Consider the following 26858-nt stretch of genomic DNA (forward strand, 5'->3'; position numbering starts at 1 on the left):
CGCCCCGCGACACCGTGAGCCTGTACGAAAAACTCGCCAACGAGATCGCCAAGTCGATCCGCGACGGCGTGCTGCGCGTGGGCGACAAGCTGCCGTCGGTGCGCGACGCCTGCGCTAGCCGCGGCGTGAGCCCATCGACGGTGTTCCAGGCCTACTACCTGCTTGAAGCGCGCGGCTTGATCCGCGCCCGTCCCCGCTCCGGCTACTACGTCAACACCCGCAGCGAAAGCCTGCCGCCTGAACCGGACACGTCCTGTCCCGACGGCGAGTCGACGGAACTGGCGATCAGCGAGCGCATCTTCGACATCCTGGATTCGGTCCGCAACCGCGACGTCACGCCGCTGGGTTCCGCCTTTCCGTCGCCGCTGCTGTTTCCCCTGCCGCGGCTGGCACAGGCCATGTCGGCGCACCTGAAGCGCCAGGATCCGCTGGCCACGATGGAAGACCTGTCGCCCGGCAATCCGGGCCTGCGCCGGCAGATCGCGCTGCGCTACCTGATCGCGGGCATCAACGTGCCCGCCAGCGACATCGTCATCACCAATGGCGCACTGGAAGCGCTGAACCTGTGCCTGCAGGCCGTGGCCCAGCCGGGCGATACGGTCATCGTCGAAGCACCCACGTTCTACGGCGCCCTGCAGGCGCTGGAACGGCAGGGCCTGAAAGCGCTGGAAGTGCCCACCCACCCGCGCACCGGCGTGGATCTGGGCGCCATGGAGGCCGCAATCAAGCGCCATGCGCCCAAGGCCTGCTGGCTGATGACGCAATTCCAGAATCCGCTGGGCAGCCTGATGCCCGAGGAAAAAAAGCGCCAGCTGGTCGAACTGCTGGCGCGCCACGGGATTCCGCTGATCGAGGACGACGTCTACGGCGAGCTGTACTTCGGCGCCGTCCGGCCCGTGCCTGCCAAGGCCTTCGATCAGCAGGGTCTGGTGCTGCATTGCGCGTCGTTTTCAAAATGCCTGGCGCCGGGCTACCGCATCGGCTGGGCCACCGCCGGCCGCTACACGCAGCGCGTGCAGCGCCTGAAGCTGTCGTCCACGCTGTCGGCATCCAGTCCGGCGCAGGGCGCCATCGCCGAATACCTGGAGCAAGGCGGCTACGACCGCCACCTGCGCCGCCTGCGCGAAACGCTGCAGGCGCAGCAGGACCTGATGGCCAATGCGATCGCCCGCGCGTTCCCCGCCGGGACGCGCGTCACGCGCCCTCAGGGCGGCTTCTTCCTGTGGATTGAAATGCCTGCGGCAGTGGATGCGCTGGCCTTGCACAAGCAGGCGCTGGCGCGCGGCATCAGTGTGGCGCCGGGCCCGATCTTCTCGGCCAGCGGCCAATTCGGCAATGCGCTGCGCCTGAACTACGGCCATCCGTGGGACGCGGCGCAGGCCGACGCCATCCGCGCATTGGGCGAGATGGCGCGCGCGGCCTGCAACCAGGCCGCGCAGCAGCGCTGATCAGTTGCGCGTCGAGGCAGCGCGCGCGCGCTTGACCTCCAGCGCCGTCACGCCCCCGGCCTCGTTGCCCCAGCTATTGCGGATGTAGGACACCAGCATCGCGACGTCGTTGTCGTTGAGCAGCTGGCCAAAGGGCGGCATGCCGTGAGGCCGCGGATTGGCCGCGGTAGCCGGCGCGAAGCCGCCGTCCAGCACCATGCGGATGGCATTGACCGGTGACGGCGCGGTCACGGTCGGATTGCCGGCCAGCGCGGGCCATGCGCCCGGGCTGCCCTCGCCCGCCGCCTGGTGGCATTGCACGCACTGCTGGCGGTAGATCTTGCCGCCCAGGTCCATCGCCGCGGGCGACACCGCGGCCGCCGGACGCCGGGTCGAAGCCGGCGTATCCGGCAACGACTTGAGATACACGCCCATTGCCAGCGCGTCTTCGCCGGTCAGGTGCTGGGTGCTGCCCAGCACCACTTCGGCCATCGGGCCGCTGGCGCTGGAATGCGCTGCAATGCCGGTCTGCAACAGGTCGGCAATATCCTGCGCCGACCAGCGTCCCAGCCCCGTGCGCGGATCGTTGGTCAGGGGGGGCGCATACCAGTCCAGCCCCGGAATGATGCCGCCCGTCAGGCCATCGGCCGGGCGGGTGGCGCCCAGGCTGTTGCGCGGCGCGTGGCAGGCGGCGCAGTGGCCCAGGCCTTCGACCAAATAGCGTCCGCGGTTCCATTGGGCCGATTGGCCGGGGTCGGGTTCCTGCACGCCCGGCTTGAAATATAAGGCGCGCCAGGCCGCCAGCAGCACGCGCTCGTCGTACGGAAAATCGAGCTCGGGCGGCCGGCTGGGCTGGCTGACCGGTGTCATGGTGCGCAGATAGGCGAACAGCGCATCGGCATCCGCGCGGCTCACGCGTGTGTACTCGGTGTACGGAAAGGCGGGATACAGCAGGGTGCCGTCGCGCGACTTGCCGTTGTGCAGGGCCTGCCAGAAATCATCGGCGCTCCAGGTGCCGATGCCGGTCTTTTCGTCGGGCGTGATGTTGGGCCCGTAGAGCGTGCCGAACGGCGTCGGAATGGGCGTGCCGCCCGCATAGGCCTGGCCGCCTCGCGCGGTATGGCATGCCATGCAATTGCCGGCCAGCGCCAGGTAGCGGCCGCGCTCGATCCGCTGCTGCGGGTCCGCGGGCGCCGCGGCCGGCCCGGTGCTGGCGTCGTCGCGCGTGCCCAGCCAATACGTGCCGCCCGCCACCGCCACGATCAGCACCAGCAGGCATCCCAGGATTTTCTTCATCAGCTTCATCGTCCGCCCCCGTTACCGTTGTGCCTGGCTGCCGCATTCAGCGGGCAGGCGCAAGGAACCGGCGGGCTCGGGCCCATAGTTGTCGGCAACCGGTTGAGACGACAGCCAGGCGGCCAGGGCGCCGATGTCTTCGGGGGTGAGCTTGTTGGCGATGTCGCCCATGCAGTCGGGCGCGGCGGCACGGCGCAGGTGGTTCTTCCAGCTGCCGATCTGCGAGCCGATGTAGTCGCGCGGCAGGCCCAGCAGGCCGGGGATGGCGGGCAGCAGCCCGCCCAGCGACGCGCCATGACAGGACGCACAGGCCGGCAGGCCGCGCGCGGCGTCGCCGGACAGGGCCAGCTTGCGCCCGGCCTCCAGCGTGGCGCTGGACACGTCGGCGCGCGCCGGGGGCGGATACGGCGCGTGCTGCGCCGAGAAGTAGGCCGCCATCTCGTGCAGATAGGCGTCCGGCAAGCCCGCCAGCAGATGCGACATGGGCCGGTACTGGCGCCGGTCGTCGCGGAAATTCAGCAACTGGTGATAGAGGTATTCCTGGGGCTTGCCCGCCAGGCGCGGATAGTAACCGTCGGCGCCGGCGCGGCCCTGCTCGCCGTGACAGGCCGTACAGGCCGCCACGCGGGCCGCCATGGTGCCCGGCTGCAAGGTTTGCGGCGCCTCCTGCGCGAACGCGGGGGCTGCCGAAAAGGCGACAAAAGCGGCGGCCAGCAGGCAGGATTTGGCCCAAAACCGCGGCAGTGAAACACTACGAAAGGAAATGAGGGCTAACATCTAGGGCCAGTTAACACTAAGTCGAATTCCAACCCCCAAACGCATGACGGCGGGGCGCGTAGGTGAATCTATCGTGTGCGGGTACCCAAGCTTACGCGAGGGGATACTGACCGGTACAGGCGCAGATTCGCAGTTTACGGCCATATCAGATGCCAACCCGCCGGCATCGTCCTGGAAAAGCGTGCCACAATCATGTCCATGTTGAAAGTCGTCCTCGTAACCGGCATCTCAGGCTCCGGCAAGTCCGTTGCCCTGCGCATGCTCGAGGATGCCAGCTATACCTGCGTCGACAACCTGCCCGTGCGGTTCTTGACCGAATTCATCGCCAACGCCCGCGACGACGGCATGGAACGCGTGGCGGTCGCCATCGACGTGCGCTCGCCCGGCGAGCTGGCCGAACTGCCCGACGTGGTCACCGCGTTGCGCGCCATGGGCACCAGCCTGCGGGTGGTCTTCCTGGACGCCAGCACCGACACCCTGGTGCAGCGCTACTCCGAATCGCGCCGGCGCCACCCGCTGACCGACCGGCTGCAACGCGGCGGCGCCACGCCGTCGCTGACCGATTGCATCGCCCTGGAACGCGAACTGCTGGCGCCGCTGCGCGAGCAAGAGCACGTCATCGATACCTCCGAGCTCACGCCCGGCCAATTGCGCGCCTGGATCCGCGACCTGATCCAGGCCGACCGTGCGCCGCTGGTACTGACCTTCGAATCGTTCGCCTACAAGCGCGGCGTGCCGCGCGACGCCGACCTGGTGTTCGACGTGCGCTGCCTGCCCAACCCCTATTACGACCGCAACCTGCGCCCGCTGACCGGCCGCGACGAGCCCGTCGCCGCCTGGCTTGCCGGTTACGAACAGGTGGGCCTGATGATCGACGACATCACCGGCTTCCTGAACCGCTGGCTGCCGCAGTACACGCAAGACACCCGCAATTACCTGACGGTGGCCATCGGCTGCACCGGCGGGCAACACCGTTCGGTCTATGTGGTCGAACAGCTCGCCAAGCGCTTTGCCGACCACGATCCGCTACTGGTGCGCCATCGCACCCAACTGCCCGACGAATCCGCATGACCCTGTCCCGCCCGCTCCAAATCCTGATGATGCTGTTGCTGGCCATTGCCGTGGCCGGCTGCTCTTCCACCGGAGGACGCAAAAAGGGCGGCGGGTACTACAAGGACGACGGCCCGGATGCCAATCCGCCGTCCAACCTGGACCAGGTGCCGGACGCGGTGCCGCGCATCGAGCCCTACGCCAGCGGCGCCAACCGCCCGTATGTGGTGTTTGGCCAGCGCTATGTGCCCGACACCACCGGCCAGCCCTACAAGCGGCAGGGCATCGCGTCCTGGTACGGCAAGAAATTCCATGGCAACTCGACGTCCATCGGCGAGCCCTACGACATGTATGCCATGACGGCCGCGCACACCACGCTGCCGATCCCCAGCTACGCCCGGGTCACCAGCCTGGTCAATGGCAAGACCGTCATCGTGCGCGTCAACGACCGCGGCCCGTTCCATAGCGACCGCATCATGGACTTGTCCTACGTGGCCGCCTACAAGCTGGGCATCATCGGACCAGGCAGCGGCCAGGTGGTGGTGGAAAGCATCCAGCAGGACGAGATCCGGCGCTGGGCGTCGTCGGGCGCTCCGGCCCCCGAACCCGCATCGGCCATCGGTTCCACGCCGGTGGTGGCGCCCGTGGCCGCCGTGCCGGTGGCGCTGGACGCCCAACCGCTGGCGCAGCAACCCGCGCCGGCACCGGGCAGCGCGCCGGTGCGCCAACCTGTGGCCGGCGGCGCGGGCAGCGTCTACCTGCAGGTGGGCGCGTTCAGCCAACCCGCCAACGCGCAGTCGCTGGTCAGCCGCATCAATACGCAATTGGGCGCCGAGGGCGCGCCGCCCGCCAGCGTGGAGCAATCCAACAACCTGTACCGGGTCAAGATCGGCCCCTACCCCGACCGCCAGAGCGCCATGAACGCCGTGCAGCGCGTGGCCGACCGCATCGGCATCACGCCCAGCATCGCCGCCCAATAAGAAGACCGCGGCCCTGGCCTACCTGGCCGGCGGCCAGTCGAAGGACGGCGGCTCGAACGGCAGTTCGACCTGGCCGTCGCAGACCCGGCGCGCGCGTGGATTGCGGCTCAGGTAGCGGCTGCCTTCGTGCTCCAGCAACGCCTGCTTGCGCGGCAAGCCGCCGCCAAAGCCCGTCAATGACGTATCGGCGCCGATCACGCGGTGGCACGGAATGATGATGATGATGGGATTGCGCCCCACCGCCCCGCCGATGGCCTGGGCGCCCTTGGGGCGGCCCACCGTGCGCGCCAGCTCGCCGTAGCTGGCGAGCTTGCCGAAGTCCAGGTCGCACAGGGCGCGCCAGACCTCGTGCTGGAAGGGCGTGCCCACCGGGTCCAGCGCCACCTCGAAATCACGGCGCTGGCCGGCGAACCATTCGTTCAGTTCGCGCCGCGCCTGTTCCAGGATGGGATCGGCGTCCTGGCGCGTCCAGCCCTCGGCCGACGGCAACAGCGTCTGGTCGGTGAACCAGGCGCCACGCAGGCCCTTGGCGCTGGCCACCAGGCGCATCTCGCCCAGCGGGGTGGGAATGTCACGGTAGACAATGCGTGCCTCGGGCTCGCCGGGACGCTTGGGAGCGACTGCTGTGTAAACCATGTCTTACGAATTCTTGCGGGCCAGCGCCCGGTTGTACAACACATCACGCGGCAGCCCGGTGACCTTGGCCGCCACCTTGGAAGCATCGCGCAGGGACAGCGTTTCAAGCAAGGCGTCCAGCAGCGCGTCAGTGCGCGGATCGGCTTCGTCGTCGGCCTCCTGGCCGGGCCGGGCATGCGCGATCAGCACGAATTCGCCTTGTTCGCGATGCGCGTCCGCCGCCAGCCACGCGGCGGCCTCGCCCAGCGGGAAAGTGGCGATTTCCTCGAAGCGCTTGGTCAGCTCGCGCGCCACGGTCAATAGGCGATCGGGCCCGCAGACCTCGAGCAGGTCGGCCATCGTGGCGGCCAGGCGGTGCGGCGATTCGAACATCACGACCGGCGCGGGCAGCGCGCACCAGCTGCGCAGCCAGCGTTGGCGCGCCACGGCCTTGGACGGCGGAAAGCCGGCGAAGGCATAGGCGGGGTTCTCGTCGGTCGTGACGCCGCTGCCCATCAGGGCGGTAATCACGGCGCTGGGACCAGGAATCGGCACGACCGCGAAGCCGGCCTCGCGCACGGCCCGCACCACGCGCGCGCCGGGGTCGCTGACCGCGGGCGCGCCGGCATCGGACACCAGCGCCACGCGCTGACCCTGGGCCAGGCGTTCACAGATGGCCTGGGCGGCGGCGGCTTCATTGTGGCGGTGAGCCGCCATGAGCGGTGTCGTCACGCCCCAGGCGTCCAGCAGCGTGCGGCTGGCGCGGGTGTCTTCGGCCGCGATCACGTCGGCGCCCTGCAAGGCGTGCCAGGCGCGCAGCCCCAGGTCGCCCAGATTGCCGATCGGTGTGGCCACCACATACAGCGCCTGCGCGGGCCAGTGCTGGCCGGCCACGCGTTCTGCAACGCGGGTCCAGGCGTCGCCGGCCACCGGGGATGAGACATTTTGATTCATTACGGCCTACTTACGCGGAAAACCATGCCAGTGTAGCCGCCATCGCCCGCCCGCTTCCGGAGCCCGCATGACGGATGACATCCTTGCCTTTGAACTGGCCCTGGCCGCGCGCCGCCGCGCCGACAAGCGCCGCCGCCGCGCGGCCCGGCGCCCGCCACCGGACCGTCCGCCCCCGCGGCGCTCGCCCCGCCAACGCACCGGCGACGGCCACGAGGACACCGCGCTGCGGCTGCTGCAGGCCAACGGCCTGGTACTGCTGGCCCGCAACCTGCACTGCCGCGCCGGCGAAATCGACCTGGCCATGCGCGACGGCGACATCCTGGTGTTCGTCGAGGTCCGGTCGCGCCAGGCCGACGCCTACGGCGGCGCCGCCGCCAGCATCGACCGCGCCAAGCAGTCCCGCCTGGCGCGCGCCGCGGCCCATTGGCTGCCGGAACTGGCGCGGCGCCATTGGCGGGGCGCCGCGCCCGCGGCCCGCTTCGACGCCGTGGTCTTCGACGGCGGCCGGGTCCAATGGCTGCGCGCCGCGTTCGCGCTGGATTGATTTCCCTCGGCGCGTGAGATAATCGCGCCCATGGATATGACCTCTCGTATGACGTCGCATTTTCGCGACGCCATGGCTGCATGCGAACAAAGTATGAACGTCCTGGCCGAACCGCTGGCAGTGGCGGTGGACGTGCTATTCGGCTCGCTGGCCAATAACGGCAAGATTCTGGCGTGCGGCAACGGCGGCTCGGCCGCCGACGCGCAGCATTTCATCGCCGAACTGGTGGGCCGCTTCGAACGCGAACGCCTGCCCCTGGCCGGCATCGCCCTCAATACCGACACCTCCATCCTGACCGCGGTGGGCAACGACTACGGCTTTGACGAAGTCTACGAACGCCAGGTGAACGCCTTTGGCCAGGCAGGCGACGTGCTGGTGGCCATTTCCACCAGCGGCAACTCGCCCAACGTGGTCCGCGCCATGGAAGCCGCGGCCAGCCGCGAAATGCATGTGCTGGCCCTGACAGGCAAGGGCGGCGGCGTCATGGGGGAACTCATCACGCCGATGGACGTCCATCTATGTGTTCCCAGTGATCGCACGATGCGCATCCAGGAAGTCCATATACTGCTGCTGCACGCGCTTTGCGACGGCATTGACGCTCTTCTGCTTGGAGACACCGAATGATTCCTGACGCCAGAACCGCCGCCCGCCCCCTGCTGCTTGCCGCGGCCCTGTCCGCTGCCACGCTGTCGCTGTCCGCCTGCGCCCCCCTGATCGTGGGCGGCGCGGCCGCCACCACCGCGGTGGTCGTGACCGACCGGCGTACCTCGGGCATCCAGCTCGAAGACCAGAACATGGCGTTCAAGGCCCAGAGCCAGATCTCGCAAAAGCTGGGTGACACGGCGCGCGTCAACGCCATGGCCTACGGCGGCCACTTGCTGCTGACGGGCGACGTTCCCACCGAGGAAGCCAAGTCCCAGGCCACCGCCATCGCGCAGGGCGTCGAAAACGTCAAGCAGGTGATCAACCAGCTCAATGTCGGCCCGATCGCCTCGTTCGGCGTGCGCTCCAACGACACCTGGCTGACCTCCAAGGTCAAGACCACGCTGATCAACACCAAGTACGTGCCGTCCGGCACCATCGCCCTGACCACCGACCACAGCGTCGTGTACCTGATGGGCAAGGTGACACAGGCCGAAGGCGACTACGCCGCCAATGCGACGGCCGATGTCGGCGGCGTGGCAAAGGTGGTAAAACTGTTCGAAACCATCAGCCGCGAAGAAGCCATTCGCCTGTCGAACAGCAACAAGTCGAGTTCTTCTGAAACCAAGGCCCCCATCGAAAGCGGCGCAGGCGCAGCCAGCAACAGCGGCGACAGCAACGCACCCAGCGGTGGCAGCGCCGTAGAAGCCATGCCCATCAAATGAAAAAAGCCATCGTAGCCCTGGCCGTCCTGGTGGCGGTCGGCATCGGCGCCTGGTTCGTCATGCGGCCGGCGCAGACCGCGCCCGACGTCACCTTCACCACGCTGGAAGGCAAGACCTTCTCGATGCAGGATCTGCGCGGCAAGGTGGTGCTGGTGAAATTCTGGGCCACCAGCTGCGTCACCTGCGTCAAGCAGATGCCGGAGACCATCTCGGCCTATAACGAATACGCTGGCAAGGGCTACGAGGCCATCGCGGTCGCCATGAACTACGACCCACCGAATTTCGTGCTGAATTTCGCCGACAGCCGCAAGCTGCCCTTCCCCGTGGCGCTGGACTCCAAGGGCGACATCGCGCGCGCCTTCGGCGACATCCGCCTGACGCCGACCGCGTTCCTGATCGACAAAAAGGGGCGCATTATCAAGCGATACCTGGGGGAATACGACGTGGCCGAGTTCCACGCCACCGTCGAAAAGGCACTGGCCGCCGGCTGACCCCGGCCCTGCCCGCTACCGAACGCCGCCCGCTCGCCGGGCGGTTTTCTTTTCGGGCGGCTACACCGATTCACCGGCGTAGCGCGGGGCGCTTGCGCCCGGCCTCGGATCAAAAGAAAACCGCCCGGCAAGCGGGCGGTTTCAGCAACAGGGTGTGCCCTGCGTCGTATCAGAACGCCGGGACCACGGCACCCTTGTACTTGTCGAGGATGAACTTCTTCACCTCGGGCGAATGCAGCGCGTTGACCAGCTTCTTGATGCCCGGCGCGTCCTTGTTGTCGGTGCGCGTCACCAGGATGTTGGCGTAGGGAGAATCGGCGCCTTCGATGAACAGCGCGTCCTTGGTCGGCACCAGGCCGGCTTCCAGCGCGTAGTTGGTGTTGATCAGGGCCAGGTCGACGTCGTCCAGCGAGCGCGGCAGCATGGCGGCCTCGAGTTCGCGGAATTTCAGCTTCTTGGGGTTCTCGACCACATCGGCGGCGGTCGCCAGGATGTTGGACGGATCCTTCAGCTTGATGACGCCCTGCTTTTGCAGCAGCACCAGCGCGCGGCCGCCGTTGGACGGATCGTTCGGGATGGCGACCAGGGCGCCGTCCTTCAGCTCGGACAGGCTCTTGATCTTCTTCGAGTAGCCGCCGAAGGGCTCCACGTGCACCAGGGCGACCGGCACCAGCGTGGCCTTGCGGTCCTTGTTGAAGCTGTCCAGGTAGGGCTTGTGCTGGAAGAAGTTGGCGTCCAGCTGCTTGTCCACCAGTTGCAGGTTGGGCTGCACGTAGTCGTTGAAGACCTTGATGTCGAGCTCCACACCTTCCTTGGCCAGCTGGGGCTTGACCACTTCCAGGATCTCGGCGTGCGGAACCTGGGTGGCACCCACCACGATCTTTTCAGCGTGCGCGGCCGTGGCCGACACCAGGAGAGCCGACGCCACCAGGGCAGAGCGGACGAAATTCAAACGCATGAGTTGCCTCTTTTATTGGTAGAAATTGGGGGCATATGCCCAGCCGGTGTGGAACTGCCCCCTCATGAGGGGTGCTCCGTTGCGAAAACGCCCCCAATTTACCCCAATGCCGGTTATTTGTCGGCCATATGAACATGGGTTTAAAGCATAAGGAACCTGTGCGGTCTACAATCCGTCGTATGCTTGCGCTACCGCGTTGCCAACGCGTTCCTGTGCAGGCATTTTTTACTGCGGGACCCCTATGCCCCCACGGGGGGCAACGCCATCGCGTCATCATTGGCGCGCAGGCTTCCAACCTCTAACTTTCATACTCTACTCATTGCCCACATCGCTGCCATGACCGACACCCCCGACCCTGCTGCCGTCTCGTCTCCCGCTGTCAAAGCCGCCGTGCTCTCCGAAGCGCTGCCTTATATCCGACGATTCCACGGCAAAACCATCGTGGTCAAGTACGGCGGCAACGCCATGACGGAAGAACGCTTGCAGCGCAGCTTCGCGCACGACGTGGTGCTGCTCAAGCTGGTGGGTCTGAATCCGGTGGTGGTCCACGGCGGTGGTCCGCAGATCGATGACGCGCTGCGCCGCATCGGCAAGCAAGGCACCTTCATCCAGGGCATGCGGGTCACCGACGCCGAAACCATGGAAGTGGTCGAATGGGTGCTGGGCGGCCAGGTCCAGCAAGACATCGTCATGATGATCAACGAGGTCGGCGGCAAGGCCGTGGGCCTGACCGGCAAGGACGGCGGACTGATCCAGGCCCAGAAGAAACTGATGGCCAACAAGGAAAACCCCGCCGAACCGATCGACATCGGCTTCGTGGGCGACATCACCCTGGTCGAACCGGCGGTGGTCAAGGCCTTGCAGGACGACCAGTTCATCCCCGTCATCTCGCCCATCGGCTATGGCGAAGACGGCACGGCCTACAACATCAATGCCGACGTCGTCGCCGGCAAGATGGCCGAAGTGCTGGGCGCCGAAAAACTGCTGATGCTGACCAACACCCCGGGCGTGCTGGACAAGGCGGGCAAGCTCTTGCGCAGCCTGTCGGCCCAGACCATCGACGAGTTGTTCGCCGACGGCACGATCTCGGGCGGCATGCTGCCCAAGATCTCGTCCGCCCTGGACGCCGCCAAGAACGGCGTCAACTCGGTGCACATCGTCGACGGCCGCGTGCCGCACTGCCTGCTGCTGGAAATCCTGACCGACCAAGGCGTTGGCACGATGATCAGCTCGCATTGATGCGGGCGCAGCGCACCCTGCTGCGGCCGGCGGTGCGCCAGCGCCGCTCGCGCCGCATGGCCACAGGCGCCTCCGGGCGCCTGTGGTTGTTCGATCTGGACAACACGCTCCACGACACCTCCCACGCCATCTTTCCGCGCATCGACCATGGCATGACCATGGCGGTGGTCGAGGCGCTGGGCGTCGATGTCGACACGGCCAACCAGGTGCGCAAGCAATACTGGAAACGCTACGGGGCCACCATGATCGGCATGGTGCGCAACCATGGCGTGGATCCCCACGCCTTCCTGCACCGCAGCCACGACTTCGACGTCAATCCGCTGGTGCGCGCCGAAAAGGGGCTGGCCTACAAGTTGCGCCAGCTGCCCGGCCGCAAGGTGCTGCTGACCAACGCGCCGCTGCACTATGCGCGCGCGGTGCTGCAACGCCTGGGCATCCTGCGCCAGTTCGACAGCCTGTGGGCCATCGAGCACATGCGGCTGCACGGCGAATTCCGCCCCAAGCCGTCGCCCGCCCTGCTGCGCTATGTGCTGGCCCGCGAAGGCGTGCCGGCGCGCCGGGCCGTGCTGGTGGAAGACACGCTGGCCAACCTGCGCGGCGCCCGCCAGGCGGGGTTGCGCACGGTGCACGTATTCCACCCTGGCACCCCGTTCTCGCGCGGCCGTTCGCAACGGCCGGCCTACGTCGACTTGCGGGTAAACTCCGTCAGTGATTTGCTGTTGCGCCGGCGTCCCTTGCGGGGATAACGGCCGGCGCCTTCTTCTCATCCACCGTCAGCAGACCCGTCCATGGCGAGCAAACCCGGCGAGCGCAAGACCCAGATCCTGCAGACCCTGGCCGAGATGCTGGAGCAACCGCACGCCGCGCGCATCACCACCGCCGCGCTGGCGGCTCGCCTGGCCGTCTCGGAAGCCGCGCTGTACCGGCATTTCGCCAGCAAGGCGCAGATGTTCGAGGGCCTGATCGAATTCATCGAGACCAGCATCTTCACGCTGGTGAACCAGATCGCCCTGGCGGAACCCTACGGCCTGTCGCAAGCCCACAAGACCGTGTCGATGCTGCTGACCTTCTCGGAACGCAACAAAGGCATGACCCGGGTTCTGACCGGCGATGCATTGGTCACCGAAGACAACCGCCTGCAGGAACGCATCAACCACATCAACGACCGCATCGAAGCGTCGCTGAAACAATCGCTGCGCATCGCCGTCACCGACGGCGGCCTGCCCCCCGAAGCCAACGTGGCCGCCCATGCCAGCCTGCTGACGCATCTGGTGCTGGGCCGCTGGCTGCGCTATGCCCAGAGCGGCTGGCGCGTGGCGCCCACGCTGCACCTGGACGAGCAACTGCGCCTGGCCTTGGGCTGACCGCATTCGCGCCATAACACGTACGAATTAGCCGCTTATGACCGCTCGGTCATGGGCTATTTGTTTGCGTCTACGCAACAATCTAAAGTTGCGACCGATATGGGGCGACGAGCATAATGCCCGGGATGGGTTTTTTACAAGCGCCAATCTCCACTGGCTTGACCCATATCAATACGGGTTTTCCTCAATGCCGTCACGATCATTCTGTAGCGTCGGCACTTCGCTTTGATCATGCCCCGGGCCTGGTTGCGATGTGCCGTCAGTTTGACCTCAACCGGAGATGGATATGACTGCGCCAGCCGCTGTCCCTGCCTCGCAAGCCCCAAAGAAAGCAAAAATTCCCATCGGACTCATCGCCGGCTTCATCGTAATGATCGGCGTGCTGATGTTGCCATTGCCGGCCGATCTGCCGGTCGCCGGCCACCGGATGCTCGCCATTCTCGCGTTCGCGGTGGTGGTCTGGATTACCGAAGCCGTGTCCTACGAAGCCAGCGCGATCATGATCACGACGCTGATGGCCTTCCTGCTGGGCACGGCTCCGACAATCAAGGACCCGGGGGTGCTGTACGGCACCTCGGCCGCCATCAGCATGGCGCTGACCGGCTTCGCCAACTCGGCGCTGGCCCTGGTGACGGGCGCGCTGTTCATCGCGGCGGCCATGACATTCACCGGGCTGGACCGGCGCATCGCGCTGGTGACCCTGTCCAAGGTCGGCACCAGCACCCGCCGCATCCTGATCGGATGTATCGCGGTGACGATCGTGCTGAGCCTGGTGGTGCCCAGCGCCACCGCCCGCAGCGCGGCCGTGGTGCCCATCATGATGGGCGTCATCGCGGCCTTCGGCGTGGACAAGCGCTCGAACATCGCCGCCGGCATCATGATCATCGTGGCGCAGGCCACCAGCATCTGGAACGTCGGCATCCAGACCGCCGCGGCGCAGAACCTGCTGACGGTCGGCTTCATGGAAAAGATGCTGGGCCAGCGCGTGGCCTGGTCGGACTGGCTGATCGCTGGCGCCCCCTGGTCGCTGATCATGTCGGCCGTGCTGATCATCATCGTGCTCAAGCTGCTGCCGCCGGAAAGCGACAGCATCGCGGGAGGCAAGGAAGCGGTCGAAAAATCGCTGCTTGAACTGGGCCCCATGACGGGCGCGCAAAAGCGCTTGATGGCGGTGTCGGTGATGCTGCTGCTGTTCTGGTCCACCGAAGGCAAGCTGCACAGTTTCGATACAACCTCGACCACCTACTTCGGCCTGGTGCTGCTGATGCTGCCGCGCTTTGGCGTGATGACCTGGAAAGACGTGCAATCGCGCATTCCATGGGGCACGGTGATCGTGTTCGGCGTGGGCATCAGCCTGGGCACCGCGTTGCTGACCACGCAGGCCGGCCAATGGCTGGGCAACCAGGTCGTGCAGCACACGGGCCTGGACCACCTGGGGCCGCTGGCGATCTTCGCGATCCTGGCCGCGTTCCTGATCATCATCCACCTGGGTTTCGCCAGCGCCACCGCGCTGACGTCGGCGATGCTGCCAATCCTGATCTCGGTGCTGGCCACGCTGCCGGGCGACTTCAGCCGCCTGGGCATGACCATGCTGCTGGGCTTCGTGGTGAGCTACGGCTTCATCCTGCCGATCAATGCGCCGCAGAACATGGTGTGCCTGGGCACCGAAACCTTCAATGCCAAGCAGTTCGCCAAGGTCGGCATCCTGGTCACCATCATCGGCTATGCGCTGATGATCGTGATGGGCATGACGTACTGGCGCTGGCTGGGCTGGCTGTAAGGAGGCCGCATCATGAAAATTTCTATCGCCCAAGCCACTGAATTCGGACGCCGCGCGCTGGTGGCGCAAGGCGTGCCCGACGATATCGCACTCGCCGTGGCCGAGCATCTGGTGGAGTCCGACCGGGTCGGCTACACCAGCCATGGCCTGTCGATCCTGACGAACTACCGGCGCGTGCTGAGCGAAGGCCTGGCGCAAGCCGACGGCCGCCCGGAATTGCTCAATGACCGCGGCGCCATGCTGGCGTACGACGGCCACCATGGACTGGGCCAGTATGTGGGCAAGGTAGTGATCGAGAAGGCCATCGAGCGCACGCAGGAACACGGCCAGTGCATTCTGACGCTACGCCACAGCCACCATCTGGGGCGCATGGGTCATTACGGCGAAATGGTGGCGGCCAAGGGCCTGATCCTGCTGGCATTCACCAATGTGATCAACCGCGCGCCAACGGTAGCCCCGTTCGGCGGCGCACGCGCTTGCCTGACGACCAACCCGCTGTGCTTCGCCGGCCCGCTGCCGGGCGGCCGCCCGCCGTTCATCGTCGATATGGCAACAAGCTCGATCGCGGTGAACAAGGCGCGGGTGCTCGCCGCCAAAGGTGAGCAGGCACCGCCGGGCTCGCTGATCGACGCGCAGGGCAATCCGACCACGGACCCGGGCGCGCTGTTCACGGACCCGCCGGGCGCGCTGCTGCCGTTCGGCGGCCACAAGGGTTATGCAATGGGGTTGGTGGCCGAACTGCTGGCCGGCGTGCTGTCGGGCGGCGGCACGATCCAGCCGGAACATCCGCGCAATGGCGTGGCGACGAACAATATGTTCGCGCTGCTGCTGGACCCGCAGGTGGATTTCAATACGGACTGGCGCTCGATGGAAGTGGGCGCGTTCATCGACTACCTGCACGCCTGCCCGCCGCAACCAGGCGTGGACGGCGTCCAATATCCAGGCGAATACGAAGCACGCAACCGTGCGCTGAACGCAGACTCCCTGGAATTCGACTCCCGCATCTGGGACGGGTTGAAGACGCTGGCGTCGGATCTGGGTGTGGGGGATGCGTTGCCGTAGGGTTTTGGTTTTGGTTTTATGGTTGTTGTGTACAGGCGGCTCAGGGGTTCTTGAGCCGCCTGTTGCGTTGGTGGGCGGTGAGGGCGGGGCTACGATTGCGGTCCGGAGCCTTCGCTCCGGACTCGCCTCGGCGGCCCCCCCTTCCTCATCCTCGTCCGCCTTCGGCTCCCTACGGATTCCGTCGGGCGCATCTACACGCCCCGCCCTCACCGCCCACCAACGCAACAGGCTCACAGGATTTGAATCCTGCCGGGTGCTGGGACGGGTGGTGTGCTTGGCGTTTTTGCCAGCGGCGGGGGGAAGAGAGAGATCTTGCGGGGCTCGCCCCAGGCCGGCCGCGCGGGCGGCCTTTTGGGGCTTACACGGTGTCTTGCGGCCTCCAATGACGCTGCGCGCCGATGGTGGTATCTCTGTGATTTGCTGATGTGGGTCGTGCCCCGTCGGTAACGCTGAAAGTACAGTCCCTCCGCAAGCGCGCAGCGCAAACTTCACGACGTCCCACAGTGCGAAAGCCCCAAAAGGCCGCCCGCGCGGCCGGCCTGGGGCGAGCGACGCAAACCCCACCGCCCCACCCCGCTCTAGCGGCATGCCATTTCTGCACACTCGTAGCCGAGGGCGAGGGGCTTCGTGGTGGCGGGCAACCTCGATGCGCCCGAGGGAATCTGAAGGGAAGGCCGAAGGCCTGGACGAAGATGACGAGGGGGCAGTCCGGAGCGAAGGCTCCGGACCGCAATCGTGGGCGCCCGCCACCACGAAGCCCCTCGCCCTCGGCGGCCTACGAAGATCAAAACGACAAAAGAACCCAAAGTCCTTAAGTCTTAACCGACCTATGCCGACTGATACTCATCATGATCCCGAATGCGATGCCCATGGTGAACAGGGCTGTGCCGCCGTAGCTCATGAAGGGAAGCGGGACGCCGACCACCGGCAGGATGCCTGTCACCATGCCGACGTTCACGAAGACGTAGATGAACAGCATCATCGTCAGCGCGCCGGATAGCAATCGGCCGAATTGGGAGGAGGCGCGGGAAGCGATCGTCAGGCCGCGGGCCATCATCAGGCCGTACAGGACCAGGATCGCGATGCCGCCGTACAGGCCGAATTCCTCGGCGTAGACGGCGAAGATGAAGTCGGTCGTGCGTTCGGGGATGAAGTCCAGGTGCGTCTGGGTGCCCTTCATGTAGCCCTTGCCGTAGACGCCGCCCGAGCCCACCGCGATCATCGATTGGATCGTGTGGAAGCCCTTGCCCAGAGGGTCGGAGCTGGGGTTGAGCAGCGTGCAGACGCGGTGCTTCTGGTAGTCGTGCAGCACCACCCAGTTGACGTCGGGTTCGCAGAGCTGGTCTTCGTAGTAGACCAGCGTGCCGATGCCAATGATGCCGGCCAGCATGACCGGGACCAGCAGCTTGAACGACAGGCCGGCGAAATAGATGACGAAAAAGCCGGCGCCGAACACCAGCAGCGCGGTGCCCAGGTCGGGTTGCAGCACGATCAGGCCGAACGGCGCGGCCAGCATGGCAGCGGCGGCCAGGAAGTCGCGGATGCGCACGGCGCCCTCGTGGCGCTGGAAGTACCAGGCCAGCATCATGGGCACGCCGATCTTCATCATTTCAGACGGCTGGATGCGGGTGACGCCCAGGTTCAGCCAGCGGGTCGCACCCTTGCTGGTTTCACCGAAAAACTCGACGCCCAGCAGCAGCACCACGCCCGTGACATAGAACGGCAGCGCCAGTTTCATCAGCCATTTGGGCGGGATCAGGGCCATGACCCACATGGCGAAGAACGCGATGATGAAATTGCGCGATTGCTCGGCGAAGCGCCAGTCCGTGCCACCCACCGCCGAATGCATGACGGTCAGGCCAAGCGCGGCGAACATCATCAGGATGGCCAACAGCGGCCAATCGAAAGCCGTGAAGACGCGCAACAGGATCAGGCCGAGACGCTTCATTGCCGGCGCACCACGTCGGAAGTAATGGTTTCAACCGTGGCCAGCGGCGGGTTGCGGTCTGGCCGCACGATCTTGTCCTGCCGATCCTTGGCCAGCCAGTAGTCGAACACCTTGCGTGCCACCGGGGCGGCCACGCTGGCACCCCAGCCGGCATTCTCGACGATCAGCGAGACGGCGATGCGCGGATGTTCGAGCGGCGCGAAGCCCATGAACAACGCGTGGTCGCGCAGGCGTTCGTCAATGGCGCTGGCGCGGTAATGGCCGCCGCGCAGGCTGAACACCTGGGCCGTGCCAGTCTTGCCGGCGGCCTGGTAAGGGGCGTTGGCGAACGCGCGGCGGGCCGTGCCGGCGCGGACCACGTCGGCCATCGCGTTCTTGATGACGTCGACGTTGGCCTGCTTGAGCGGAATGCGGTAATCGGGCGCGGACTCGGTGGGTTTGGCTACGCCAGTGCGCGGGTCGCGGACCGCGTGCACCAGGTGCGGACGGCGGTACAGACCGTTGTTGGCCAGGGTGGACGTCCCCTGCGCCAGTTGCAGCAGCGTGAACGCGTTGTAGCCCTGGCCCACCGCCACCGAAATGGTCTCACCAGCGTACCAGCGCTGGCGGTCCTTTTCCTTATAGGCGGAACGCTTCCAGTCGGTGGACGGCAGCACGCCGCGCTTTTCGCCTTCGAGGTCGATGCCGGTGATCTGGCCGAAGCCGAACTGCTTGGTGAAGTCGTGCAGCGCGTTCACGCCGATCTCGGGGCCGAGCGAATAGAAATAGGTATCCGACGACACCACGATCGCCTTGTGCATGTCGGTCATGCCGTAGGCGGCGCCGCCAGCGTTGCGAAACTTCTGGCCGCCGAACTCGTAGTAGCCGGGATCGGAGATCCGGTCGGTGGCGCGGCGCTTGCCCAGTTCCAGCGCGGCCAGGCCCACGAACGGCTTGTAGGTGGAGCCGATGGGATAGGTACCGTACAGCGGCCGGTTGATCAGCGGATGGTCGGGCGATTCGTTCAGCATGCGCCAGTTGTCCACGTCGATGCCGTCCACGAACAGGTTCGGGTCGAACGAGGGTTGCGACACGAAGGCCAGCACCTCGCCGGTGTCCGGGTCGATCGCGACCAGCGCGCCGCGCTGGCCTTCGAAGGCTTCTTCAGCGACCTTCTGCAGGCCCAGGTCGATGGACAGCATGATGTCCGAGCCGGGCACGGGGTCGATGCGGCGCAGCGTGCGCATGGGGCGTCCGCCGGCGGTGACTTCGACCTCTTCGAGCCCGGTGCGGCCATGCAGGGCTTCTTCCCAGGTTTTCTCGATGCCCTTCTTGCCGATGACGTCGGTGCCGCGGTAGTTGCCCAACAAGCCGGCGCGTTCAAGTTCTTCGTTGTCGCCTTCGGCGATACGCCCGATGTAGCCCACCACATGGGCGGCGGACTGGCCTTGCGGGTATTCGCGGACCCAGCGGGCACGCAACTCCACGCCCGGGAACTGGAAGGCGTGGGCCGCGAACCAGGCGGCCTCGGTTTCGTTCAGGTTGTTGCGCAGCTGCAGGCTGGCGTAGCGGCTGGATTCGGCCGCGCGGCGCTTGAAGCGGCGCTGGTCGGCCGGGCTGATGTAGACGACCTGGGTCAGGCGTTCGAACAGCGCGTTCATGTTGCCGGCATGGGCCGGCACGACTTCAAGCGTGTAGGTGCGATAGTTGCGGGCCAGGACTTCGCCGTTGCGGTCCAGGATCTCGCCGCGGCGCGGTGGGATCGGCACGACCGCGATGCGGTTGCGGTCGGCGCGTTCGGACAGGCCTTCGTAGCGATCCACCTGCAGGTACCAGAACCGGCCCACCAGCACGCCGAAGCAGGCCAGCGCAAACACGCCGCCCACCCAGGCGCGCAGGCGGAAGCGCTGCTTTTGCTGCTGGCCGGTTTTCTTGAATTCGAACATGACGCGGCGCCGCCGTCAGGCGGAGGAAGACTCGGCGTCGTCGGCACCGCGCTGCGGCAAGTGCAGGACCCAGCCCGCCAGCGGCCACAGGGCGGCGGTGATGGCGACGCTGACGCCCCAGTCCCAGCCCGGCCATTTGCCGGCCAGCCAGGCGTGGATGATCTGCGTGACGAAACGCGCAATCAGGAACACAGGCAGCATGTGCATGGCCTGGCTCCAGAGATCGAAGCGTTGCAGGCGGCGATGCAGCACCACGGCCCCATAGGCAACCAGGGTGTAGGACAGCGCATGTTCGCCGAGCAGGCCGGCGTCGTGCACGTCCATCAGCAGGCCGAAGCAGAACGCGGTGAACAGGCCGACGCGGCGCGGTTCGTGCACGCACCAGAAAGCGATGATCAGGATCAGGACATCGGGCGCGCCCTGCCACAGCCGCCATGGCAGCAGCGACACCAGCCAGACCAGCAGGATGGTGCCCCAGACGAACACGCCGTGCGCCGGGCCGGACAGGCGTTCGGGGTGCACATTGCTGGGCGTACCCAGGCGGCGCCGGGGTTGCCCTGATGATTGATTAGTCCGATCCACCGGAATCGACCTCCTGACGGTTGGACTCGGCACGTTCCACATCCACCTGCAGGACCAGGAAGTGTCGATAACGTTCAGGGTGGGCCAGCGGTTCGCAGACGGCGCGCGCGAAGCCGGAAGCGGTGTCGCGTTCGACCGAGGTTACCTTGGCCACCGGCAGGCCGGCGGGAAACAGGCCGCCGACGCCACTGGTGACGATAGTATCGCCTTCCTTGATGTCGGCATTGGCCGCCAGGTAACGGACCTCCATCTTGCCCGGCGAGTTCCCGCCGAACGCAATCAGCCGCAGGCCGTTGCGCAGCAGCTGCACGGGAATGGAAACCTGTTCGTCGGTGACCAAGGCGGCCTCGGCGGTCATGGGCGTGACACGCACGATCTGGCCGACCACGCCGCCTTCGTCGATGACGGGCATGCCCGGCGCCAGGCCGGCCTTGCTGCCTTTATTGAAGACCAGCCGCTGGTTGAAGGCGTTGGTGGGTTCGTACAGCACTTCCACCACCACGGCCGACTGGGCCACGGTGTCGGTCACGCCGAGCAGGCGGCGCAATTGGGCGTTTTCGGCAGCCAGCTGCGCCGCGTGCGTGGCCACCTGGGCCAGTTCGATGCGCTGGCGTTGCAGGGCTTCGTTTTCGCTGCGGATGAGGTTGGCCGCGTTGACCCATTCGTTGACTTGCTGGACCAGATCGCGCGGCGCCATGACGGCGCGCTGGAAGGGGTACAGCGCCACGGATACCGCGCGACGCGCCGGTTCCAGCATGCGCCATTGCGAATCCATGATGATCAAGGCCAACGCCAGGGCGACCAGAACAACCAGCCGCACCTCCGCCGGTGGGCCGCGCCTGAATAGGGGAGGAGTCCCTTGTCGTTGCATGAATCTCAGCCCGGGCGCCCGCGCCCGCCGCCCCCGCAGCGGCCGGAGCCGTGAAAAAGCGGGGCTCCGGGCTGACGGGCAGGATTAGTCGTTGATGAAGATCGCGCCCAGTTTCTCAAGGTGTTCCAGCGCCTCGCCGCAACCGCGTACGACGCAGGTCAGGGGATCGTCGGCGACCACCACCGGCAGGCCGGTTTCTTCTTGCAGCAGGCGGTCCAGGTCGCGCAACAGGGCGCCGCCGCCGGTCAGGGCGATACCCTTGTCGGTGATGTCGGCGCCGAGTTCGGGCGGGGTTTGCTCAAGGGCGATCTTGACGGCGGAGACGATCTGGTTGAGCGGATCGGTCAGGGATTCAAGAATCTCGTTGGACGAGACCGTGAAGCTGCGCGGCACGCCTTCGGCCAGGTTGCGGCCCTTGACCTCGATCTCGCGGACTTCGGAACCCGGGAACGCCGAGCCGATTTCCTTCTTGATGAGTTCGGCGGTGGGCTCGCCGATCAGCATGCCGTAGTTGCGGCGGATATAGTTGACGATGGCTTCGTCGAACTTGTCGCCGCCGACACGCACGGAACCCTTGTAGACCATGCCGCCCAGCGAGATGACCGCCACCTCGGTGGTGCCGCCGCCGATGTCGACGACCATGGAGCCGCTGGCGTCGGAGACGGCCAGGCCGGCGCCGATGGCCGCGGCCATGGGTTCTTCGATCAGGAAGACGTGGGACGCGCCCGCGCCCAAGGCCGATTCTCGGATGGCCCGGCGTTCAACTTGGGTGGAGCCGCAAGGCACGCACACGATGATGCGCGGGCTGGGCGCCAGCATGTTGCGGGGGTGCACCATGCGAATGAACTGCTTGAGCATCTGCTCGGTGACCGTGAAGTCGGCGATGACGCCATCCTTCATGGGCCGAATGGCCTCGATGTTGCCGGGCACTCGACCAAGCATCTGCTTGGCTTCGTGGCCGACGGCCTGGATGATCTTTTTGCCGTGAGGCCCGCCTTCATGACGGATTGCGACCACGGAGGGCTCGTCGAGGACGATGCCCTTGCCGCGGACGTAAATCAGCGTATTGGCGGTACCGAGGTCGATCGCCATATCGCTGGAAAAATAACTGCGCAGGAATCCGAACATGGGAGCTCAGCTAAATTCTGGGGGGAATTGGGGTCATGCCGCGGGGCGTACGACCCGAGAAAGGTCGGGTCCGCCTGTCATCACGGCGATTAAACCGTGAATCATAACTTATAATTTCCCCGGAAATAGCGCATAAATGCAGGCTATTCAAGCTTTGTAACGGTATTGGCATGTGCATACTGCCCAGTCCCGCCCCTCGGCCTTCGCTTCTCGATATTTGCAATCCCCATGGCGCTCAATGACACAGATGTGGCCCGCATTGCCAAGCTGGCCAGAATCGAACTGACCCCGGACCAGCGCAGCCACGCGCAGGCCGAGCTCAACGGCATCCTCCACCTGATCGAACGGCTGCAAGCCGTTGATACCCAAGGCGTCGAACCCCTGGCCCACCCGCTGTCCGCCCACGAAGACATCGTGCTGCGCCTGCGCCAGGACGCCGTGACCGAAGCCGCCTCGGAGGCCCGCCGCGCAGACCTGCTGGCCAACGCCCCCGACGCCCAGGACGGCCTCTTCCTGGTACCCAAGGTTCTTGATTAAGCCATGACCAAACCCGCCCTGCATACCCAATTCGAGGGGATCGCCGCCCTGCGCGCGGCCCTCGCCCAACGCCAGGTCAGCGCCGTCGAGCTGGCGCAAAGCGCGCTGGCGGCCGCCGACGCGGCCAGCGGCCTGAACGCCTTTTTACATATTGACGCCGAATTGTCGCTGGCCCAGGCCCGCGCCGCCGACGCCGCGCTGGCGGCCGGCACCGCCGGTCCGCTGGCCGGCGTGCCGATCGCCCACAAAGACGCCTTCGTCACCCGCGGCTGGCGCACCACCGCCGGCAGCAAGATGCTGGACGGCTACGTCAGCCCGTTCGACGCCACCGTGGTCGAACGCCTGCAGGCCGCCGGCGCCGTGTCGCTGGGCAAGCTGAACTGCGACGAATTCGCCATGGGCTCGGGCAACGAGAACTCCGCCTACGGCGCCGTGAAGAACCCCTGGGACCTGGCCGCCGTGCCCGGCGGCTCGTCGGGCGGTTCGGCCGCGGCCGTGGCTGCCCGCCTGGTGGCCGCCGCCACCGGCACCGACACCGGCGGTTCGGTCCGCCAGCCGGCCGCCCTGTGCGGCGTCAGCGGCATCAAGCCCACCTACGGCACCGTCTCGCGCTACGGCATGGTCGCCTTCGGCTCCAGCCTGGACCAGGCCGGCCCGCTGGCCCCCAGCAGCCGCGACCTGCTCGAACTGCTCGACGTCATCAGCGGCTTTGACCCGCGCGACGCCACTAGCCTGGAAAAATGCGATGCCGCCGTCAACGAACCGGGCCGCGTGCGGCGCGACTTCGATGCCGCGCAGGCCCGTTTCGACGCCGCCGGCAGCCAGCCCCTGAAAGGCCTGCGCATCGGCGTGCCCGACGAGTATTTCGGCGCCGGCCTGGCGCCGGACGTGGCCGCCGCGGTGGAAGCCGCCCTGGTCCAGTTCGAAGCTCTGGGCGCCGTGCGCGTGCCGGTGTCGCTGCCCCGCACCGAGCTGGCCATCCCGGCCTACTACGTCATCGCCCCCGCCGAAGCGTCCAGCAACCTGGCCCGCTACGACGGCGTGCGCTACGGCCACCGCGCCGCGCAGTACGACGGCCTGGACAACATGATCAGCCGCTCGCGCGCCGAAGGCTTCGGCGACGAGGTCAAGCGCCGCATCCTGATCGGCACCTACGTGCTGTCCCACGGCTACTACGACGCCTACTACCTGCAGGCCCAGCGCCTGCGCCGCATGATCGCCCAGGACTTCCAGCGCGCCTATGCCGGCCAATGCGACGTCATCATGGGCCCGGTCACCCCGACGGTGGCCAAGAACATCGGCGACAACCGCGACGACCCGACCGCCGACTGGCTGGCCGACGTCTACACGCTGGGCGTCAGCCTTGCCGGCCTGCCCGCCATGTCGATCCCCTGCGGTTTCGGTGGGGGACAGCCCCCACGCTCGCCGGGCTCGCTGCCCCCCGAGGGGGCTGCCAGCGCCTTGGGGCGGCCCGGCGGCGCTGGCTCCGGCGCCGCCGCTCGCCGCCCGGTCGGCCTGCAGATCATCGGCAACTACTTCGACGAAGGCCGTCTCCTGGCCATCGCCGACCGCTACCAACAAGTCACCGACTGGCATAAAGCCTCGCCGGCCCAGCAGGACGCCTAAAAATGAACTGGGAAATCGTCATCGGCCTGGAAACGCACACGCAGCTTTCCACCGACTCCAAGATTTTTTCGGGCAGCAGCACCCAATTCGGCGCCGCGCCCAACACCCACGCCAACGAAGTCGACCTGGCGCTGCCGGGCAGCCTGCCGGTCATGAACCGTGGCGCGGCCGAACGCGCCATTCGCTTCGGCCTGGCGGTGGGCGCCGAGATCGCGCCGCGCTCGGTGTTCGCGCGTAAGAACTACTTCTACCCGGACCTGCCCAAGGGCTACCAGATCAGCCAGTACGAGCTGCCGGTCGTGGTGGGCGGCTCGCTGTCGTTCTTCGTGGGCGAGGAAGAAAAAACCGTCAACCTGACGCGCGCCCACCTGGAAGAAGACGCGGGCAAGTCCTCGCACGACAACTTCACCCTGGCCAACGGCTCGCCGGCCAGCGGCATCGACCTGAACCGCGCCGGCACCCCGCTGCTGGAAATCGTGACCGAGCCGGAAATGCGCTCGGCCGCCGAGGCCGTGTCCTACGCCCGTGCGCTGCACAGCCTGGTCGTCTGGCTGGGCATCTGCGACGGCAACATGCAGGAAGGCTCGTTCCGCTGCGACGCCAACGTCTCCGTCCGCCCGGTCGGCCAGAAAGAATTCGGCACCCGCACCGAGATCAAGAACGTCAACTCGTTCCGCTTCCTGGAACGCGCCATCGTCTATGAAGCCCGGCGCCAGATCGAGCTGATCGAAGATGGCGGCACGGTGGTCCAGGAAACCCGCCTGTACGACGCCGACCGCGACGAAACCCGCAGCATGCGCAGCAAGGAAGACGCGCACGACTACCGCTACTTCCCCGACCCCGATCTGCCCACCCTGGTCATTTCGCGCGAATGGGTCGACGAAGTCCGTGCCGCCATGCCCGAACTGCCGGCCGCCCAGCGCGCCCGCTTCGAGTCCGAATACGGCCTGCCCGCCTACGACGCCGCCCAGCTGACCGTCAGCCGCGATCTGGCCGCCTACTTCGAAGCCGTGGCGCATGCGCTGCCGGCTGGCCAGGCCAAGCTGGCCGCCAACTGGATCATGGGCGAAGTCGCCGCCACGCTGAACAAGGAAGAAAAGGCCATCGCCGACTCGCCGGTGCAGGCCCCTGCCCTGGCGACCCTGATCAACCGCATCATCGACGGCACGATCTCCAACAAGATCGCGCGCGAAGTGTTCGGCGCCATGTGGGCTGGCGAAAACGGCGGCCAGGCCGACGCCATCATCGAGGCCCGCGGCCTGAAGCAGATCAGCGACACGGGCGCCATCGGCGCCATGATCGACGACGTACTGGCTGCCAACCCGGCCATCGTCGAGGAGTACCGCGCCGGCAAGCAAAAGGCATTCAATTCGCTGGTGGGCCAGATCATGAAGGCCGCCCGCGGCAAGGCCAACCCGCAGCAGGTCAACGACCTGCTCAAGCAGAAGCTGGACAGCTGATCCGGATGCGCCGTCCCTGGGGCGGCAAGCAAGATCAGACCAATCCTAGGGCCGCGACATCTTGTCGCGGCCTTTTGTTTGGCCAAGAATGATCTGGTCGATTCCGACTGGAGATTTGGTCATGAATTACATCGAACTCAGCAGCAGCGATCTGCTGCACCGGTTTGCCGACCACCTGCAGGCCGTCACCCAGGGCCAGCATTTCATCATCTCGGTCGATGGCGTGCCCTACGCCCGACTGACGCCGGCGGCGTCCACCACCTCGCTGGATGGCCACGATGCGCTTGAAGCGATGAAACGCTTTACGCCCGGCACGCCTGTTGCGCACGAGGTTGTCCGTGCCTGGATCGAAGAAGGCCGGCAATGAACCCGATTCGCCTGGTACCCGACGCGTCCGTCGCGCTGGCATGGCTGCTGGGCCGCACCGACATGCAGGAATCCACACTGGCCCGGCATCTGCTGGAAGTCGCTCACGGCTCGCACAACCTGGTGCCGCACATCTGGCCGGTGGAAGTCGCCAATGGCATGCTGCGCGCCGAACGCAGCCAGCGCATTACCGAACACCAGCGCTTGTCGTTCGCCCTCCTCCTCGATCGGCTGCCTATCAGGGCCGATCCAGACCCCGCGGCGTCCAATATGTCGCGCACGTATCAGTTGGCGCGGACACACGGGCTGACCGCCTACGACGCAAGCTACGTCGAACTGGCGCGGCGCAACGGCGCCTGCCTGGCCACATTCGATCGCAAGCTGGCCGACGCCGCGCGGGCGAGCGGCGTCGCAGTCTTTGGCCAGCCCCATGGAGTCGCCGAGCCCGTCGCACGCTATGGCTAAACACCGCACAAGAAAGCAGGGCGGCACTTGGCCGCCCTGCATGGCT

Annotated in this window: 27 protein-coding genes; 17 read left to right on the plus strand and 10 right to left on the minus strand. The window is 66.6% G+C overall.

The window, feature by feature from the left end:
• Positions 1-14 precede the first annotated feature (14 nt).
• On the plus strand, positions 15-1448 hold the full coding sequence (locus tag A9974_RS16965) for a PLP-dependent aminotransferase family protein (protein ID WP_183005337.1): 1434 nt from the start codon (positions 15-17) through the stop codon (positions 1446-1448).
• Here A9974_RS16965 and A9974_RS16970 read toward each other — a convergent pair whose 3' ends face one another.
• Entirely contained in the window at positions 1449-2732 is a 1284-nt protein-coding gene (locus tag A9974_RS16970) for a cytochrome c (protein ID WP_183005338.1), read from the minus strand.
• Between the two features lie 12 nt (positions 2733-2744).
• The gene (locus tag A9974_RS16975; protein ID WP_183005339.1) at positions 2745-3500 is read right to left on the minus strand and encodes a c-type cytochrome; all 756 of its coding nucleotides are present in this window, start codon (positions 3498-3500) and stop codon (positions 2745-2747) included.
• Between the two features lie 198 nt (positions 3501-3698).
• Between A9974_RS16975 and rapZ the strand changes: the two genes are divergently transcribed.
• Positions 3699-4571 carry an RNase adapter RapZ gene (rapZ, locus tag A9974_RS16980; RefSeq protein WP_183005383.1) on the plus strand — a complete coding sequence of 291 codons (873 nt, stop codon included), beginning with the start codon at positions 3699-3701 and terminating at the stop codon, positions 4569-4571.
• Entirely contained in the window at positions 4568-5530 is a 963-nt protein-coding gene (locus A9974_RS16985) for a septal ring lytic transglycosylase RlpA family protein (RefSeq protein WP_183005340.1), read from the plus strand. The genes rapZ and A9974_RS16985 overlap by 4 nt, the downstream gene beginning before the upstream one ends.
• Before the next feature lie 18 nt (positions 5531-5548).
• On the opposite strand, the gene A9974_RS16990 is transcribed toward A9974_RS16985, so the two are convergent.
• Complete coding sequence (locus tag A9974_RS16990; RefSeq protein ID WP_183005341.1) at positions 5549-6166, minus strand: methylated-DNA--[protein]-cysteine S-methyltransferase; 618 nt, start codon at positions 6164-6166, stop codon at positions 5549-5551.
• Positions 6167-6169: 3 nt separating this feature from the next.
• Complete coding sequence (gene rsmI, locus A9974_RS16995) at positions 6170-7099, minus strand: 16S rRNA (cytidine(1402)-2'-O)-methyltransferase (protein WP_183005342.1); 930 nt, start codon at positions 7097-7099, stop codon at positions 6170-6172.
• 67 nt (positions 7100-7166) lie between these two features.
• On the opposite strand from rsmI, the gene A9974_RS17000 reads away from it, so the two are divergent.
• From A9974_RS17000 to A9974_RS17015, 4 genes are read left to right on the plus strand one after another with little or no spacing between them, the layout of a single operon-like run.
• On the plus strand, positions 7167-7643 hold the full coding sequence (locus tag A9974_RS17000) for a YraN family protein (protein ID WP_183005343.1): 477 nt from the start codon (positions 7167-7169) through the stop codon (positions 7641-7643).
• Positions 7644-7673: 30 nt separating this feature from the next.
• Entirely contained in the window at positions 7674-8267 is a 594-nt protein-coding gene (locus tag A9974_RS17005) for a phosphoheptose isomerase (protein ID WP_183005344.1), read from the plus strand.
• The gene (locus A9974_RS17010) at positions 8264-9010 is read left to right on the plus strand and encodes a BON domain-containing protein (RefSeq protein WP_183005345.1); all 747 of its coding nucleotides are present in this window, start codon (positions 8264-8266) and stop codon (positions 9008-9010) included. The genes A9974_RS17005 and A9974_RS17010 overlap by 4 nt, the downstream gene beginning before the upstream one ends.
• Positions 9007-9501, plus strand: a complete 495-nt coding sequence (locus A9974_RS17015) for a peroxiredoxin (protein ID WP_183005346.1) — start codon at positions 9007-9009, stop codon at positions 9499-9501. The genes A9974_RS17010 and A9974_RS17015 overlap by 4 nt, the downstream gene beginning before the upstream one ends.
• Before the next feature lie 169 nt (positions 9502-9670).
• Here A9974_RS17015 and A9974_RS17020 read toward each other — a convergent pair whose 3' ends face one another.
• Positions 9671-10459, minus strand: a complete 789-nt coding sequence (locus A9974_RS17020) for a MetQ/NlpA family ABC transporter substrate-binding protein (protein WP_183005347.1) — start codon at positions 10457-10459, stop codon at positions 9671-9673.
• A 336-nt stretch (positions 10460-10795) separates the two neighbouring features.
• On the opposite strand from A9974_RS17020, the gene argB reads away from it, so the two are divergent.
• From argB to A9974_RS17045, 5 genes are all read left to right on the plus strand, one after another.
• Positions 10796-11698: an acetylglutamate kinase gene (argB, locus tag A9974_RS17025; RefSeq protein ID WP_006391819.1), complete on the plus strand. Its 903-nt coding sequence runs from the start codon at positions 10796-10798 to the stop codon at positions 11696-11698.
• On the plus strand, positions 11698-12444 hold the full coding sequence (locus A9974_RS17030; RefSeq protein WP_183005348.1) for a pyrimidine 5'-nucleotidase: 747 nt from the start codon (positions 11698-11700) through the stop codon (positions 12442-12444). Before argB ends, A9974_RS17030 begins: the two co-directional genes overlap by 1 nt.
• Before the next feature lie 42 nt (positions 12445-12486).
• A complete protein-coding gene (gene slmA / locus A9974_RS17035; protein ID WP_183005349.1) occupies positions 12487-13062 on the plus strand; it encodes a nucleoid occlusion factor SlmA in 576 nt (191 codons plus the stop codon).
• A gap of 286 nt (positions 13063-13348) precedes the next feature.
• Positions 13349-14842, plus strand: a complete 1494-nt coding sequence (locus A9974_RS17040; RefSeq protein ID WP_183005350.1) for a DASS family sodium-coupled anion symporter — start codon at positions 13349-13351, stop codon at positions 14840-14842.
• A gap of 12 nt (positions 14843-14854) precedes the next feature.
• Positions 14855-15904: an Ldh family oxidoreductase gene (locus A9974_RS17045; protein ID WP_183005351.1), complete on the plus strand. Its 1050-nt coding sequence runs from the start codon at positions 14855-14857 to the stop codon at positions 15902-15904.
• Between the two features lie 811 nt (positions 15905-16715).
• Here A9974_RS17045 and rodA read toward each other — a convergent pair.
• The 5 genes from rodA to A9974_RS17070 all read right to left on the minus strand — a co-directional run bounded on the left by rodA (position 16716) and on the right by A9974_RS17070 (position 22358).
• Complete coding sequence (rodA, locus tag A9974_RS17050) at positions 16716-17852, minus strand: rod shape-determining protein RodA (protein WP_183005352.1); 1137 nt, start codon at positions 17850-17852, stop codon at positions 16716-16718.
• Positions 17849-19777: a penicillin-binding protein 2 gene (gene mrdA, locus A9974_RS17055; protein ID WP_183005353.1), complete on the minus strand. Its 1929-nt coding sequence runs from the start codon at positions 19775-19777 to the stop codon at positions 17849-17851. Before mrdA ends, rodA begins: the two co-directional genes overlap by 4 nt.
• A gap of 15 nt (positions 19778-19792) precedes the next feature.
• The gene (gene mreD / locus A9974_RS17060) at positions 19793-20359 is read right to left on the minus strand and encodes a rod shape-determining protein MreD (protein ID WP_183005354.1); all 567 of its coding nucleotides are present in this window, start codon (positions 20357-20359) and stop codon (positions 19793-19795) included.
• Positions 20346-21230: a rod shape-determining protein MreC gene (mreC, locus tag A9974_RS17065; RefSeq protein ID WP_025136563.1), complete on the minus strand. Its 885-nt coding sequence runs from the start codon at positions 21228-21230 to the stop codon at positions 20346-20348. Before mreC ends, mreD begins: the two co-directional genes overlap by 14 nt.
• 84 nt (positions 21231-21314) lie before the next feature.
• The gene (locus A9974_RS17070) at positions 21315-22358 is read right to left on the minus strand and encodes a rod shape-determining protein (protein ID WP_006216320.1); all 1044 of its coding nucleotides are present in this window, start codon (positions 22356-22358) and stop codon (positions 21315-21317) included.
• Between the two features lie 228 nt (positions 22359-22586).
• Here A9974_RS17070 and gatC point away from each other — a divergent pair, with 228 nt between their 5' ends.
• The 5 genes from gatC to A9974_RS17095 all read left to right on the plus strand — a co-directional run bounded on the left by gatC (position 22587) and on the right by A9974_RS17095 (position 26812).
• Positions 22587-22895: an Asp-tRNA(Asn)/Glu-tRNA(Gln) amidotransferase subunit GatC gene (gene gatC, locus A9974_RS17075; RefSeq protein WP_183005355.1), complete on the plus strand. Its 309-nt coding sequence runs from the start codon at positions 22587-22589 to the stop codon at positions 22893-22895.
• A gap of 3 nt (positions 22896-22898) precedes the next feature.
• Positions 22899-24521 (plus strand): Asp-tRNA(Asn)/Glu-tRNA(Gln) amidotransferase subunit GatA, encoded by a 1623-nt coding sequence (gatA, locus tag A9974_RS17080; RefSeq protein ID WP_183005356.1) that lies wholly within the window; start codon positions 22899-22901, stop codon positions 24519-24521.
• Between the two features lie 2 nt (positions 24522-24523).
• Positions 24524-25981 (plus strand): Asp-tRNA(Asn)/Glu-tRNA(Gln) amidotransferase subunit GatB, encoded by a 1458-nt coding sequence (gatB, locus tag A9974_RS17085; protein WP_183005357.1) that lies wholly within the window; start codon positions 24524-24526, stop codon positions 25979-25981.
• A gap of 121 nt (positions 25982-26102) precedes the next feature.
• Positions 26103-26348, plus strand: coding sequence for a type II toxin-antitoxin system Phd/YefM family antitoxin (locus A9974_RS17090; protein WP_183005358.1), 246 nt, complete (start codon positions 26103-26105; stop codon positions 26346-26348).
• Entirely contained in the window at positions 26345-26812 is a 468-nt protein-coding gene (locus A9974_RS17095; RefSeq protein ID WP_183005359.1) for a type II toxin-antitoxin system VapC family toxin, read from the plus strand. Before A9974_RS17090 ends, A9974_RS17095 begins: the two co-directional genes overlap by 4 nt.
• The last annotated feature ends 46 nt before the right edge of the window (positions 26813-26858 follow it).

It is taken from the genome of Achromobacter sp. UMC71, from assembly GCF_014170305.1.
Lineage (GTDB): Bacteria > Pseudomonadota > Gammaproteobacteria > Burkholderiales > Burkholderiaceae_B > Achromobacter.